Consider the following 13,814-nt stretch of genomic DNA (forward strand, 5'->3'; position numbering starts at 1 on the left):
GAAACTAAACCGAGATGAGCTATTTATCCTTTGACGTTGATTTTCTCGAACACGGGCGCAGTCGCGTTCTTAAACTGAGAAAGAGACCAGGTTTTATAGTTGATATCATTGTAGCCGCGCACCATCATCTCACCGTGTGTTAAGTCAGACAGCGTTGTCCAGACCGTATATTCTGAGACCGGTTTGCGGGTGGCGTTGCCTTCCCCTTCACTCCCCATATAATCAACCGTAATATTTTTCGGACGATCGAAACGGCTCATAATATGCGCAAGCGTATTCATTGCATCGTGGGCAGATGTCGCTTGCGGCGCATATGTGGTGTAATAAACGCCGCGTATAAAACGGGAAACCGACGTATCGGACGATGGCAAGTCTGCAATAGCAATCCCGCTATCAGGCTGCATCACTTTTATCCCGCCCAATGTGCCTGAAGAGCGGTCCACATTGGTTAATTGCGTATAATTATTCAGATTTGTCAGATGCCAGGGGAATGCGGGACCATTTGTCATCACGCGAGTGGGATTGTCATAGACATGGAATTTGCCATTTTCCACTTCAACGACAATGCTTCCTCCTTTCTTGTCGTAAAACGCATAATGAAATGGCGATTTCAGATCGCCAAACCGATGCAGTTCCGGTGACCAGAATTTGCCCTCTTTTATTGCCTGTTTTACCTCGCCGACAGTAGCAAAACGGGCCAGCGCCCATTCTCCCAACGAGGTGACAGGAATTGCCTGTTTATATTCACTCGCGGGCAATGGCGGCAACTGCGCATTCATGATCATGTTTTCACTAAATGACAATCCCGCGCTATTCATGCCTTCAAGTATGTCTCTGCTATCGCCATTAGTAATGGTGGAAGTAATGGCCAGTATCGGATACTTCGCCTGATAGCTTATCCCCTGGCTGCCATCCGGCGTTTTTTTATCAAACTGTGTTCCCGCCGGGTAATACGTTAACCATGAGGGTAAATCCTGCATATATTCCAGCGTACGCCCATGAAAAATATCGCCTTGTTTATCCTGAATAGCAAGGGTTGTGCAGGCCTGTGCAGCCATGGCGTATGAAAACAGCGCCGGAGCGATAAATAACATTGCTTTACTTTTTTTCATCATGCTCTCCTTGTTTGTAAAATGGATTGGATGAATATATTAAATTAAACCTATCAATGGTTATGCAGCACGTAATTAATTGTGATCTTATTTTACAAGCTAATAAATTTAACTGACGGGTTTAAAGGAGAGTTAAACACAGCGAACTAACATGAAACGCGTTATCCGTGTGACCATTTTAAAAAATCCCATCATGTTATAAATAAATCTTATCAACATTAACAGATACCATCACAACGCTATATTTACTCAACATCACCAATAACATTAAATTAATTTATGTTTTTGAGTAATGTGAGTAGCACACATGTAATCAGTTGTTACGAATTAGAAACATAATTGCTACTAAAACACGTTGAGAAAGACAAGAAATGCAACATATGATGCCCACACTAACTATAGTGGTTTGGGATAAACGTTATGCAAACACAAGATACATTTTATCAAGTTATGCGTAGACACGGCGTGACAAGGCGTAGCTTCCTCAAGTTTTGCAGCCTTACCGCAACGTCTTTAGGCCTGAGCAGTTCGATGATTCCTCAGATAGCTTATGCCCTGGAGAATAAACCGCGTACGCCAGTGATATGGCTGCATGGTCTTGAATGTACCTGCTGTACCGAATCTTTCATTCGCTCTGCGCACCCGTTGGCAAAAGATGCCATTTTGTCGCTCATTTCCCTGGATTATGACGACACCATTATGGCCGCCGCAGGGCAACAAGCCGAGCAGGCGTTGGCGGATGTGATGCGTGAGTACAAAGGAAATTATATCGTTGCCGTGGAAGGTAACGCGCCGCTGAATGAAGATGGGATGTTTTGCATACTGGCTGGCGAGCCGTTCCTGGAGAAGTTAAAACGCGTCAGCGCGGATGCTAAAGCGATTATCGCCTGGGGGTCCTGCGCATCATGGGGCTGCGTGCAGGCAGCCCGTCCCAACCCAACTAAAGCCACGCCGGTTCACAAATTAATTACCGATAAACCCATTATTAAAGTGCCAGGCTGCCCGCCTATACCTGAAGTGATGTCCGCCGTTATCACCTATATGCTGGCATTTGATCGCATCCCTCCCCTTGATCGTCTTGGACGACCAAAAATGTTTTATGGCCAGCGAATTCATGACAAATGCTACCGACGCGCGCATTTCGACGCCGGTCAGTTTGTGGAAGCGTGGGATGACGAAGGCGCCAGAAAAGGGTATTGCCTGTACAAGATGGGCTGTAAAGGCCCGACCACCTATAACGCCTGTTCAACCGTTCGCTGGAATGATGGTGTTTCTTTTCCTATCCAGTCGGGTCATGGATGCCTCGGATGTTCGGAAGATGGATTCTGGGATTACGGTTCTTTTTACAGCCGGGCAACGGGCATTCCGCAAACCGGCATTGAGGCTACCGCCGATAAAATCGGACTGGGCGTTGCCGGCGTCGCGGGCGCTGCCGCCATCGCTCACGCCACGGTGAGCGCCATAAAACATGCCCGCAATAAAAACAACACGTCATCAGAAAACGCTCCGGAAGAGAAAAAATAATTATGGCATATCCTTATCAGACTCAGGGTTTTACGCTGGACAATAGCGGACGGCGAATTGTGGTCGATCCGGTTACTCGCATCGAAGGGCATATGCGTTGCGAAGTGAATATCGACAGTAATAATGTCATTACTAACGCCGTGTCGACCGGCACCATGTGGCGCGGCCTGGAGGTTATCCTGAAAGGTCGCGATCCGCGAGACGCCTGGGCATTCGTTGAACGCATTTGCGGCGTCTGCACCGGTACACACGCTCTGACCTCAATCCGTGCCGTAGAAAATGCGCTGGGAATCGCGATTCCGGACAACGCAAACTGTATCCGTAATATGATGCAGGCTACGTTACACGTTCACGATCACCTGGTGCATTTTTATCATCTGCACGCGCTGGACTGGGTTGATGTAGTTGCCGCCCTGAAAGCCGACCCGCATCAGACCTCCGCCATCGCGCAAAGCCTTTCCGCATGGCCGCTATCCTCGCCGGGATATTTCCGCGATTTGCAAAATCGACTGAAGCGGTTTATCGAGTCCGGTCAACTTGGCCCTTTCCGTAATGGCTACTGGGGACATCCGGCGATGAAACTTCCGCCGGAAGCCAATTTGCTGGCGGTCGCCCACTATCTTGAAGCGCTCGATTTTCAAAAAGAGATCGTAAAAATTCACACCGTTTTCGGTGGTAAAAACCCGCACCCTAACTGGCTGGTGGGCGGCGTTCCTTGCGCCATCAACCTTGACGAAACGGGCGCGGTCGGCGCAGTGAATATGGAACGCCTGAACCTTGTCAGTTCCATCATCCAAAAAGCTCGCCAGTTCTGCGAACAGGTTTATCTTCCGGACGTCTTGCTGATTGCCAGTTATTACAAAGACTGGGCAAAAATCGGCGGCGGGTTATCGAGCATGAACCTGCTGGCTTATGGCGAGTTTCCGGATAACCCTAACGATTATTCCGCCAGTAATCTTCTGCTTCCGCGTGGGGCTATCATTAACGGTCGTTTCGACGAAATTCATCCTGTCGATTTAACCGCCCCCGATGAAATTCAGGAGTTTGTCACTCACTCCTGGTATACCTATGGTAACGGCAATAACGATAAGGGCCTGCATCCGTGGGATGGTCTGACCGAACCGCAACTGGTCATGGGCGAACACTATAAAGGCACAAAAACCTTTATCGAACAGGTGGATGAGTCCGCTAAATATTCATGGATTAAATCGCCGCGCTGGAAGGGACATGCGATGGAGGTAGGTCCGCTGGCGCGTTATCTGATTGGATATCATCAAAATAAACCGGAATTTAAAGAACCTGTGGATCAACTGCTTAGTGTATTAAAGCTGCCTAAAGAAGCGCTCTTTTCTACATTAGGGCGTACTGCCGCGCGTGCGCTGGAATCCGTATGGGCAGGCAATACGCTGCAATATTTCTTCGATCGTCTGATGCGTAACCTCAAGTCCGGCGATACGGCGACGGCAAACGTCACGCTCTGGGAACCCGATACCTGGCCTACATCGGCAAAAGGCGTTGGTTTCAGCGAGGCGCCGCGCGGCGCGCTGGGGCACTGGATAAAAATTGAAAATCAGAAAATCGACAGCTATCAGTGTGTGGTACCGACAACCTGGAATGCCGGACCACGTGACGATAAAGGTCAAATTGGCGCGTACGAAGCGGCGTTAATGGGGACTAAACTCGCCGTTCCCGATCAACCATTGGAGATTTTACGTACTCTGCACAGCTTCGATCCCTGCCTGGCCTGCTCCACCCATGTTATTGATAATCATGGAGGGGAGCTGGTCAGGGTTCAGGTACGATGACGACGATTCGGAGGTCTCAATGCATCTCAAAGAAATAACCAGCCAGGGGTACTATATCTATGAAGCGCCGGTCCGTTTATGGCACTGGATCACGGCGTTATCCATTGTCGTCCTGGCTGTTACAGGATATTTCATTGGCCGCCCCCTGCCATCGATTCAAGGTGAAGCGACCTTTATGTTTTGGATGGGCTGGATACGACTGATCCATTTTACCACGGCGTATATTTTTACTGTCGCGCTGCTGTTTCGTATTTACTGGGCATGTGTCGGCAATGAGTACGCCAGGGAGATGTTTCTGGTTCCGTTCTGGCGCCGCGCCTGGCGCAAAGGCGTTATCAGCGAAATCCGCTGGTATTTTTTCCTCGAAAAAGAGGCCCATCGTTACTATGGACATAATCCGGTAGCGGGACTGGCGGTAATGTTCTATTTCTGGATGTCCGTACTGATGGTGTGTAGCGGCTTTGCGCTCTATGGCGAAGGGCTTGGAACAGACAGTTGGGCGTATCAATGGTTTGGCTGGATGATTCGCCTGACTGGCAACGATAGCCTCGCGCTACATTTCTGGCACCGGCTGGGCATGTGGTTCATTATCGCCTTCGTCATTGCGCATGTTTATACCGCTATCCGTGAAGACATTATGAGCCGACAAAGCGTGATTTCCGTCATGATAAGCGGCTGGCGCTGGTTCAGGTGATAACAATGGCAGAAGTAACAATCTTAGGGCTTGGCAACCTGCTTTGGGCAGATGAAGGGTTTGGCGTCAGAGCGGCGGAAAAGCTGTTTGAACAGTATGCCGATAACGAGAAAGTTGACGTTGTTGATGGCGGTACGCAGGGGCTGGCACTGCTGCCCTGGCTGCAACAAACCGAAAAACTGTTAATCATGGATGCTATCGATTTTGGTATGGCGCCAGGTTCGCTGGCGATGTTTCGTGATGAACAGGTTCCCGCCTATCTGACGGCGAAAAAACTCAGTTTACATCAGACCAGTTTTTCTGAAGTGCTGGCATTGCTGCAATTAACCGGCGGCCAGTTATCGGAGATTGTGCTGATTGGCGTGCAGCCGGAATGTCTGGATGACTATGGCGGGAGTCTTACGCCGCAGGTAAAGGCGCAACTGATGCCTGCGGTCTGTCTCGCGCAGGAAGTGCTGGCGCAATGGGGTATCACCGCCTCTTCAGCGGCCTTGCCCACTGAAAGACTCAATCATTACAGCCTGTGTATGGAACGCTACGAAGATGAACGGCCAGATGCGCAAAGCGCTTGCCGGGTCGGCGATATTCGGGTGCTACAGAGAGAGAAATCATAATGTGTATCGGCGTTCCTGTGCAGGTTATTTCACCCGGTCAGTGGTTCGCCAAATGCCGCGACCGACACGGCGAGCTTATCGACGTTGATATTCGGCTTGTGGCTCCCCCCTTAGCAGGCGCATGGCTGCTGACATTTGGCGGCGCAGCACGACGAGAAATGGACGAAACGGAAGCCGTTGAGGTACTGGCGGCGCTGGACTCGCTGGAACAGGCCATGCTCACGCAAAGCGATCCGCTGACCGGTTTTGCCGATTTATTGTCTCGCACGCCTGAATTACCGGAGCATTTAAAAAAATGACTATCTCACCCCAAAATCCTGTTTGTCCACTGGCGGATAAAGGCTTTCTGGTTACCGATGCGCAAACGCTCCCGTCGTTGATTAATGCGCATCCGACTCTGCTGGTTTTGCTGCAAAGCGACCCCAACAAACATCCGGAAGTCGCCGACAGTTGGGTCATCATCCCGGAGCTCCTCAAGCAATTTCCGGCGACGTCTTATACCGCGGCATTTGCGGATAGCGAACAGAGTGAACTGATCGCCCGGGAGTATCGCATTCTGAAATATCCGGCGCTGCTTTTCTTTCGCCAGCACCGTTTTGTCGGCAGTCTGGCGGGATTATATAGCTGGCAAGAATACTCTCAGCGGGTGGCCGCATTGCTGACCACACCGGGCTATCGTCAGGATATTCCCGTTATCACGCAATAGAATGAAAGGTAACACACGTGAATCATTCCAGAACTATTCCAGTCGTTAATATTGCCGGACCAGGCTCGCAGCCAGAAGAGGAAGACTTTAACTTTCTTCCTATCCCCGCCGGCATTAATCTCCCACTGACGCCGGTTTTACCGGAACAGGCGCTGCCCGCTGAGCTTCGTGTTGCCAGACACATCCTGACTACGCTTATTCGCGATATGGATAACCCGGTGGCAACGCTCCCCTTTCCCCTGAGCTATAAGCTGAATGCCACTGAGCAACAGAATAGCGGTTTGTTGGATCAACTGCTCGGCGAAGGTGAAATCTCCGCCCGGGTACTATTATCCGATGGAAAAGAACAGCGTATTCAGGAGACGGTTTTTACGGGCGTCTGGCGTGTACGTGAATATAACGCTGACCAGCAACGGGTTGCCGATGAAATTATCATTGGCCCGATCCCGGAGAGCATCTGGCAGACGCATCCGCAGCCGCCGATTACGCCAGAATTGCCGCCGCAACCGGCGGGATTGATGAATGGCGCCTTTATCGCGCATGAAATAGCCGAGCGCGTAAAACAGCCGGTAAAAGAGCCGCATATCATTAACTTAACGCTATTGCCAGTAAACGATGCCGATCGCGAGTATCTGGATCATTTTTTAGGCGAAGGGTGTAGCGCTATTTTTTCACGCGGATATGGTAAATGCCGGATTGTAAGCACGCATTTTCCCGGCGTATGGCGGGTCAATTATTTCAATGATATGAACACATTACTGCAAGATATGATTGAGATAGCGGACATTCCTGATATCGCCGTTGCAGGCATCGACGATATCGAAGATGCCTACGCGGGGCTAAAAAATACGTTGGAATGGTTGAAAGAATACCCAGTCACAGAAAATGAGCCAGTGGTGCGCATGGAGTGCAAAGTATGTTGGTGGGTTTACGACCCTGCGCTGGGCGATGATGTATGGCAAATTCCACCCGGCGTGCCCTTCAGCCAGTTACCTGATTACTGGTGCTGTCCGGTTTGCGAAACCAGTAAGTCCGGGTTTATGGTGATCGATGAAGGTAATAGTTCGTGCAAAGATTGACCGTCTATTCTCACCCGCTACGGATTATCTGGCAGGAGGCGCCGATCGGTCGTTTGTTACAGGGCGCAACGCCGGTATACGCAAAAACGCTTATTTCACGTTTGTTTACGTTGTGCGCTCAGGCGCACAGCGCGGCGGCGGCTTTACTGTTGTTTCCTGAAAAGAAGCCAGATATGCAGGCCGCACAACAAGAGCTGGCGCGAGAAACGCTCCGTCGCGCGTTGACAGACTGGCTCCCCCTGTTTAGCCACCGACAGGCAACCGCTGAAGAATGGGCGTTGTTACGTCGCGGAGAGTTATCCCCGCTGGCAAGCACAATCTTTTTTGACGATGATCCTCAGACCTGGCTTGCCGCTGGCGTAAAGGGCTGGGAAGCCTGGTTTTTGCAAGAGCGTTCTGAAACCGCCCGCTGGCTGGCGGCAGTACAGAATATCATTACACCAACACTACCGATGGCGTCGTCCCCGGACCATACGTTAATAACCCCTGGTCCCCTGGATGTCTCGCCTCTGGCTATCGAATATCCGCTACTGTCAGCCTGTTGTCTTAGCGGAAAAACGACTGCGCTACGTCTGCTGGCCCGCTGCATTACGCTCGCCCGAAGTTTGAGCGCCCTTCCTACCCTGCGCTGGAATCGTTTTGATGATGGCGAATGGAAAATAGCGGTAGTGGAAACCGCGCGAGGATGGTTAGTTCATCAGGCCAGACTGACGACGTCAGGCAATATTCTTGATTACCGTATTATCTCGCCTACCACACGTCACGCCCAATCTGACGGCGTCATTGCTCGCGAACTGGCCACTATTCCACTCTCATTGTGGTCGCAACAGTTACAGGTAATTGATCCTTGTGTCGCCGTAAATATTGTTGAATGAAGGAGCTGGCCCATGCATGAATTAGCCCTGGCGCAAAATATTATCGAATTGCTGGAGGAACAGGCAGTAAATCACCAGTTCAGCAAGGTAAAGCAAGTCTGGCTGGAGATTGGCGTTATGGCCTGTGTTGAGGTGCCGGCGCTGCATTTTGGCCTGGATGTCGCCGCTCGTCATACCCTTGCTGACAATGCGCGTTTCCACATTACTATCGCACCGGCGCAAGGTTGGTGTCTGTCCTGTAATCAACCCTTTACCTCTCAAACATCCACACTCTGTTGTCCCTTTTGTCATTCAGGCAAAGTGCAGATAGATGACAGTAGCAGAATGCGCATTCGCGAGATCGAAGTCGAATAGTCAACGAATAGTCAATAAAAAAGGACGCCAGAAGCGTCCTGAAATAATAAAAGAATAAATTAACAATAATAAAGGTTAAGCAGTGACACAGTTTTGGGAAAAGGAGGGTATCCCTAAACTGTCTTAATCAGCAAGTTTTATCAAAACTCGTAGACTAAGCCGAGCGCCACGGTGTTGTCTGTATTAGGATTCGATGGGTTGCCATCTTTTAGCAGATTGATTTTGTAGTCAACATACGCGGACATATTTTTATTGAAGTAGTAATAGGAACCCACATCAATATATTTCACAAGGTCGAACGAACCCAGTCCATTAACATCATTGGCTCTGGATTGCAGGAACGCCAGTGACGGGCGTAAGCCATTATCAAATTGATATTGCCCTACCATTTCCCAGTTATCGGTTTTATGTGCAAAGCCGCCCAATGTATCGCCCATATAGGTCATATCATAAGTACGGGTATAGTTTGCCGCCAGGTAAATATTATTGGCATCATACTTCACGCCGCCAGTCCAGGCTTCAGCGCGGTCACCATTGTCGTATTTATCTTGCGTCATCTGATCAAGCGTGCGTTTGGAACTGGTATAGGCTGCCCCCAGACTCACCCCCATGCCCAAATCATATGTCGCTGATGCCCCGAAACCATCGCCATTCTGGTATGCGATACTTTTTCTGGCATTATTACTTAAAGGATCGCCTTCTTTCGACAGGCCGTCATTTTTACCCTGATACTGCAACGCAATATTCAGACCATCAACCAGACCAAAGAAATCATTATTGCGATAAGTCAGAACGCCATTCGCGCGTCCGGTCATAAAATTATCGGAAGCTTCATACGAATCATTACCAAATTCAGGCAGTACGTCAGTCCATGAACCAATGTCGTATAACACGCCATAGTTACGACCATAATCAACAGACCCCATATCGGCAAATGCCAAACCAGCAAAACCGAGACGCGTCCAGCTTTGCGGGGAACCGCTGGAGTCACCATCTTCCGGACGATTGGCGTTGACCTGATACTCCCACTGTCCAAAACCGGTTAGTTGATCGGTAATTTGAGTCTCGCCTTTAATACCCATACGGATATAAGATTGATCGCCATCCGTACTATGATTACTGGAAAAATAATGCAGGCCGTCGACCTTGCCATACAAATCCAGCTTATTGCCATCCTTGTTATAGATTTCTGCTGCGTTGGCGGCTCCAGCCATCATTACGGCTGCGGCTACCGCAGATAACACCACTACTTTTTTCATTTTATATGCCTTATTTGTCTTATTTTTGGACTTTCCGCAAAACCTGCTCGCGGAACTGTCCAGGACAATATCACTAACAATTACCGTGCGTTAAGTTTCAAAGTGTAATATTAGCTTGCTATGTATTAGTGATGTTAAAATGCAAGTTAAGCATGACTACATCAATGATATGCCCTGTTTTCTGCTGTAATAACAAGGGGGTTACCAGTAGAGAACTGGCTTACGGTCGGGGATGCCAGGGCGAGAATGGCACTGAACACTCGGCTGACATTCGTTAAGACGGAATCATAATCAAGTCAGTTGAGGCCACAGTCCTTCTTATTTTTGTGTATAATTTGTTACGTTTACATTTATTTCTAAATTAGCGTTATGAAAATATCAGTACTACTGAAATAGCACTTCTTCGCTTCGTGTATTTTTGCTATGGTTAATTATCACATAGCGCAAACGGTCATTTGCATATCACTATTCATAAGATTAACTATTTACCAGCGGTAATAAACATAAAAGTAAGTCAATGGACAACAACAATACTGAAACTCTAAATGTTGATATTTTGAGTCATGTCGTTACAAACAAATACGATATTCTTAATTGCACTACTCCCTTTTCGGGGTAGTTTTATAGAAGGATGTTTTTTATTGTTCGTGAGCCATGCTCCTTTAGTATAAAAGTGAACGTAACAGGAAAGATAAAGCGTCTCAAAAACAGACCATATGGGTATAACTATTATGCAAAAAACGTCACTATTGTTTTCGGCCGCCGCGATAACGTTAACTCTGATGGTGTCATCGGCATCAGCGGCAACGCCAACCGCCGCACAAAATGAAGCTACGTCGACCGTTAAACAAGAAATTACAGAAGGCATTAACCGTTACCTTTATTCAATAGATAAGGCAGACCCAACGTTAGGCAAGCAGCTCTTTTATGTTTCACCGGAAACCAGTTTTATTCATCCACGCGGTCACGAACGCGGATGGTCGCAGATCGCTGAAAATTTTTATGGCACCACTATGGGTAAAACTTTCAGTAAACGCACATTAAAACTGGACGCTCCCCCTGCTATTCATGTGTATGGCAATGCCGCCGTTGCAGAGTTCGACTGGCATTTTACCGCGGTACGCCGTGATAATGGGCAGACTCAACACACGACAGGCCGCGAAAGCCAGGTGTGGGCGAAGATACCAAACACAGGATGGCGAATCGTTCATGTCCACTACTCCGGTCCAGCCAAAACCGGCGTTGGAGAAGGCTATTAAGCTTTGCTCTTCAGGTTATGGCGCAGATGAACATTCTGCGCCAGTTAAGACGATCTCAGGTCAGTTGATAGTGCTTATCCGGTATCCGTTTTGCCGGAATATCCCTTTCATCATTCATTTGCAGTAAATCGATTTCTATCGCATTGCATATCGCATCCAGCGGTAAATCATTATTTTCAGTACCGAACGGATCTTCCAACTCTTCCGCCAACGCATCCAGCGCGATAAACGTATAAGAAATAAGCACCGAAATAAACGGCGTCATATAGTGCAGATCAACCACCAGTGCAAATGGCAACATAATGCAGAAAAGATAAACCGTACGATGCAAAATTAACGTATAGGCAAAAGGCACCGGCGTGTTGGCGATGCGCTCACAGCCGGCCAATACTGACGACATATCATTTAAGCGGTTGTTGAGGCTATGAAATAAAATATCGGAAAGCTTTCCGCTGCGGCGGCGAATCGCCAGCCACTCTCCCATCAGCAATAAGATACGGTTAGCGGGGGAATGGGAAGCGACAACTTTCTGTAACGCCTCCTGGTCAAGATAGTTGCCCAGAACTTGCGTTTGAGGCTGTCGACGCAATGCCATACGCAAACAGTGGGCAAAAGCGATTTGTAACCGAACAAAATCCTCGATACCGCGTTCATCAGGCAAGGTTGTTTTCACCTCACGCAGTATTGAGCGTGAAGCGATCATCAACTGCCCCCACAAATGTCGGGCTTCGACGTAACGCGCATAACAGGCATTATTGCGAAACCCCAGAAAAATGGCGATAGCGACGCCCAGTATGCTAAACGGCGCAAGGGTAAACTTAATACCCAGCATTGTGTACCAGGGCAGCATGATAATAACGGCGATAGAAAGAAGAAAGTTAAGGAGCAGTCGTGAAAAGATTTTAGATAACACGGAACCATGCCAGACAAATATCAGGCGAATCCAGTGCTGTTGTGGTCTAACGATCATGATTATCTTCAGCAGGTAAAAAAGCACTGTCATTAAACGTGATCCAGATCAAGGTTGCAAGCTTCTGGTGATACACGGGTTCCCTGCCCTGTAGAACATTTTTTTGCACGGTGCTGACAGGTATTGAAAAAAAACAACCAAATGTATGTTGTAACTAAAAAGACACTTCAGCACATGAGATATATGACGGTCAACGGCTGCTATCAGCGGTATAGGGTGATTTATCGGGGAAAGCGTCAGCAACGACGCGCTGCTCTACCGCTGATTCATTTGTATGACCAGCCAGTAATGGATAACGCTGACAATATACTGTTGCTGCGCTTCGCTCAGCGGTTCTCCCTGAGGTATCTGGTGCCACTTCGCCAGGCACCCGCGACAGCAGGTTGCCGTCGCATGTTGCGCGATAAATACCGGATGGCCCCGCATCGGCGTTTGCTTACCATCATTCGCCGGGTGAGCTGGCGCCAGTCGCTGGGCGATAAAATCGGCGGCGTGTTTATCAATCACCTCCGCGCCTTTATCCCAGCAATATTGTCTTTCTTTTATCCCGAGACGAAAACGCGAACGAAATGTCGATCGCGCCAGGCGGGCAAAGAGCGGTTCAAGCGCATTCATCAGTATACCGAACGTCCTAACGTTTGTGTTAATTGCTCAAGCGCGGCGATACCTGCCAGAGAGTTTCCCGCAGGATCCAGCTCCGGACTCCAGACGGCAATCGCCATTTCATGCGGCACTATGGCGACAATACCGCCGCCCACGCCGGATTTAGCGGGCAATCCCACCCGCCAGGCAAACTCTCCGGCATTCTGATACATCCCGCTGGTCGCCATTAGCGCATTAATCTGCCGGGCCTGCATGGGGGTAACTACCGGCTCGTCGAGATGAAACGCCTCGCCCTGATTCGCCAGAAAGACAAACGTCCTCGCCAGTTCCATGCAGCTCATTTTCAACGCACAGTAGTGGAAGTAATTTTGCAACACGGTAGGCACATCATGATGAAAATTACCGAATGATTTCATCAGCCAGGCAATAGCGGCGTTACGGGCGGAATGCTCAAATTCAGAACGCGCGACCGTAGCGTCATATGTAATATCCGATACACCGCAAAGCGCGCGCACAACTTCCAGCATTCGCTGACGCGGCGCGCTAAGCCGGCCTTGCAACATGTCGCATACCACCAGCGCGCCCGCATTAATAAATGGATTACGCGGGATGCCTTGTTCCATCTCTAACTGAACCAACGAATTGAATGGCGAGCCGGAAGGATCTTTTCCGACGCGCTGCCAGATCTCCTCTTCCGGATAATGACGCATCGCCACCACCAGACTGAGCACTTTCGAAATAGACTGAATAGAGAAGCGTTCGTGCGCATCGCCCGCCTGATAATGCTGCCCGTCCACGGTACAAATCGCTATCCCCAGCTTTGAACCTTCGACGGACGCTAATGCCGGAATATAGTCAGCGACTTTGCCCTGGCCAATGAGGGGGCGAACGCGCTGTAAAATCGTCTCTAAAATTGCATTATCCATGGCCCTGGCCACAACATGCTCCTTGCTCGCAGGT

General features: G+C 49.2%; 15 protein-coding genes. 10 read left to right on the forward strand and 5 right to left on the reverse strand.

Annotated elements, in window-relative coordinates:
• Window positions 1–23: 23 nt before the first annotated feature.
• Window positions 24–1,115, reverse strand: a complete 1,092-nt coding sequence (locus ACLJR2_RS06875; protein WP_000976509.1) for a choloylglycine hydrolase family protein — start codon at window positions 1,113–1,115, stop codon at window positions 24–26.
• 417 nt (window positions 1,116–1,532) lie between these two features.
• Between ACLJR2_RS06875 and ACLJR2_RS06880 the strand changes: the two genes are divergently transcribed.
• The 9 genes from ACLJR2_RS06880 to hypA are packed head-to-tail and all read left to right on the forward strand — an operon-like array spanning window position 1,533 to window position 8,763.
• Window positions 1,533–2,636, forward strand: coding sequence for a hydrogenase small subunit (locus ACLJR2_RS06880; RefSeq protein ID WP_001194448.1), 1,104 nt, complete (start codon window positions 1,533–1,535; stop codon window positions 2,634–2,636).
• A gap of 2 nt (window positions 2,637–2,638) precedes the next feature.
• Complete coding sequence (locus ACLJR2_RS06885; RefSeq protein WP_000331200.1) at window positions 2,639–4,441, forward strand: nickel-dependent hydrogenase large subunit; 1,803 nt, start codon at window positions 2,639–2,641, stop codon at window positions 4,439–4,441.
• Window positions 4,392–5,135, forward strand: a complete 744-nt coding sequence (gene cybH, locus ACLJR2_RS06890; protein WP_000924456.1) for a Ni/Fe-hydrogenase, b-type cytochrome subunit — start codon at window positions 4,392–4,394, stop codon at window positions 5,133–5,135. Before ACLJR2_RS06885 ends, cybH begins: the two co-directional genes overlap by 50 nt.
• A gap of 5 nt (window positions 5,136–5,140) precedes the next feature.
• Window positions 5,141–5,749, forward strand: a complete 609-nt coding sequence (hybD, locus tag ACLJR2_RS06895) for a HyaD/HybD family hydrogenase maturation endopeptidase (protein WP_000852663.1) — start codon at window positions 5,141–5,143, stop codon at window positions 5,747–5,749.
• The gene (hypC, locus tag ACLJR2_RS06900; protein ID WP_000334910.1) at window positions 5,749–6,048 is read left to right on the forward strand and encodes a HypC/HybG/HupF family hydrogenase formation chaperone; all 300 of its coding nucleotides are present in this window, start codon (window positions 5,749–5,751) and stop codon (window positions 6,046–6,048) included. Before hybD ends, hypC begins: the two co-directional genes overlap by 1 nt.
• Window positions 6,045–6,455 (forward strand): hydrogenase, encoded by a 411-nt coding sequence (locus ACLJR2_RS06905; protein WP_000155981.1) that lies wholly within the window; start codon window positions 6,045–6,047, stop codon window positions 6,453–6,455. Before hypC ends, ACLJR2_RS06905 begins: the two co-directional genes overlap by 4 nt.
• Before the next feature lie 17 nt (window positions 6,456–6,472).
• Window positions 6,473–7,534, forward strand: coding sequence for a hydrogenase expression/formation C-terminal domain-containing protein (locus tag ACLJR2_RS06910; RefSeq protein ID WP_001016746.1), 1,062 nt, complete (start codon window positions 6,473–6,475; stop codon window positions 7,532–7,534).
• Window positions 7,522–8,409 (forward strand): hypothetical protein, encoded by an 888-nt coding sequence (locus ACLJR2_RS06915; protein ID WP_001189403.1) that lies wholly within the window; start codon window positions 7,522–7,524, stop codon window positions 8,407–8,409. The genes ACLJR2_RS06910 and ACLJR2_RS06915 overlap by 13 nt, the downstream gene beginning before the upstream one ends.
• A 12-nt stretch (window positions 8,410–8,421) precedes the next feature.
• On the forward strand, window positions 8,422–8,763 hold the full coding sequence (hypA, locus tag ACLJR2_RS06920; RefSeq protein ID WP_000544772.1) for a hydrogenase maturation nickel metallochaperone HypA: 342 nt from the start codon (window positions 8,422–8,424) through the stop codon (window positions 8,761–8,763).
• Window positions 8,764–8,903: 140 nt separating this feature from the next.
• Here hypA and ompC read toward each other — a convergent pair whose 3' ends face one another.
• Window positions 8,904–10,022, reverse strand: coding sequence for a porin OmpC (gene ompC / locus ACLJR2_RS06925; protein ID WP_000758336.1), 1,119 nt, complete (start codon window positions 10,020–10,022; stop codon window positions 8,904–8,906).
• A gap of 716 nt (window positions 10,023–10,738) precedes the next feature.
• Here ompC and ACLJR2_RS06930 point away from each other — a divergent pair.
• Entirely contained in the window at window positions 10,739–11,281 is a 543-nt protein-coding gene (locus ACLJR2_RS06930) for a YybH family protein (RefSeq protein ID WP_000513126.1), read from the forward strand.
• A 55-nt stretch (window positions 11,282–11,336) separates the two neighbouring features.
• On the opposite strand, the gene ACLJR2_RS06935 is transcribed toward ACLJR2_RS06930, so the two are convergent.
• The 3 genes from ACLJR2_RS06935 to glsB form a co-directional block, all read right to left on the reverse strand.
• The gene (locus ACLJR2_RS06935) at window positions 11,337–12,251 is read right to left on the reverse strand and encodes a bestrophin family protein (protein ID WP_024134149.1); all 915 of its coding nucleotides are present in this window, start codon (window positions 12,249–12,251) and stop codon (window positions 11,337–11,339) included.
• Between the two features lie 255 nt (window positions 12,252–12,506).
• Complete coding sequence (locus tag ACLJR2_RS06940) at window positions 12,507–12,866, reverse strand: DUF4186 domain-containing protein (protein ID WP_000992449.1); 360 nt, start codon at window positions 12,864–12,866, stop codon at window positions 12,507–12,509.
• Window positions 12,866–13,792, reverse strand: coding sequence for a glutaminase B (gene glsB / locus ACLJR2_RS06945; RefSeq protein WP_000090081.1), 927 nt, complete (start codon window positions 13,790–13,792; stop codon window positions 12,866–12,868). Before glsB ends, ACLJR2_RS06940 begins: the two co-directional genes overlap by 1 nt.
• Between the last annotated feature and the right edge of the window lie 22 nt (window positions 13,793–13,814).

The organism is Salmonella sp. SAL03688 (genome assembly GCF_046551895.1).
GTDB classification, from domain to species: Bacteria; Pseudomonadota; Gammaproteobacteria; order Enterobacterales; family Enterobacteriaceae; genus Salmonella; species Salmonella enterica.

What these genes read in the sequence shown, in the direction of transcription:
- hybD (WP_000852663.1), top strand. Translation starts at nt 5,141, where the DNA reads ATGGCAGAAGTAACAATCTTAGGGCTTGGCAACCTGCTTTGGGCAGAT.
- ACLJR2_RS06905 (WP_000155981.1), top strand. Translation starts at nt 6,045, where the DNA reads ATGACTATCTCACCCCAAAATCCTGTTTGTCCACTGGCGGATAAAGGC.
- cybH (WP_000924456.1), top strand. Translation starts at nt 4,392, where the DNA reads ATGTTATTGATAATCATGGAGGGGAGCTGGTCAGGGTTCAGGTACGAT.
- ACLJR2_RS06930 (WP_000513126.1), top strand. Translation starts at nt 10,739, where the DNA reads ATGGGTATAACTATTATGCAAAAAACGTCACTATTGTTTTCGGCCGCC.
- ACLJR2_RS06940 (WP_000992449.1), bottom strand. Translation starts at nt 12,866, where the DNA reads ATGAATGCGCTTGAACCGCTCTTTGCCCGCCTGGCGCGATCGACATTT.
- ACLJR2_RS06885 (WP_000331200.1), top strand. Translation starts at nt 2,639, where the DNA reads ATGGCATATCCTTATCAGACTCAGGGTTTTACGCTGGACAATAGCGGA.
- ACLJR2_RS06875 (WP_000976509.1), bottom strand. Translation starts at nt 1,115, where the DNA reads ATGATGAAAAAAAGTAAAGCAATGTTATTTATCGCTCCGGCGCTGTTT.
- ompC (WP_000758336.1), bottom strand. Translation starts at nt 10,022, where the DNA reads ATGAAAAAAGTAGTGGTGTTATCTGCGGTAGCCGCAGCCGTAATGATG.
- ACLJR2_RS06880 (WP_001194448.1), top strand. Translation starts at nt 1,533, where the DNA reads ATGCAAACACAAGATACATTTTATCAAGTTATGCGTAGACACGGCGTG.
- hypA (WP_000544772.1), top strand. Translation starts at nt 8,422, where the DNA reads ATGCATGAATTAGCCCTGGCGCAAAATATTATCGAATTGCTGGAGGAA.
- hypC (WP_000334910.1), top strand. Translation starts at nt 5,749, where the DNA reads ATGTGTATCGGCGTTCCTGTGCAGGTTATTTCACCCGGTCAGTGGTTC.
- ACLJR2_RS06935 (WP_024134149.1), bottom strand. Translation starts at nt 12,251, where the DNA reads ATGATCGTTAGACCACAACAGCACTGGATTCGCCTGATATTTGTCTGG.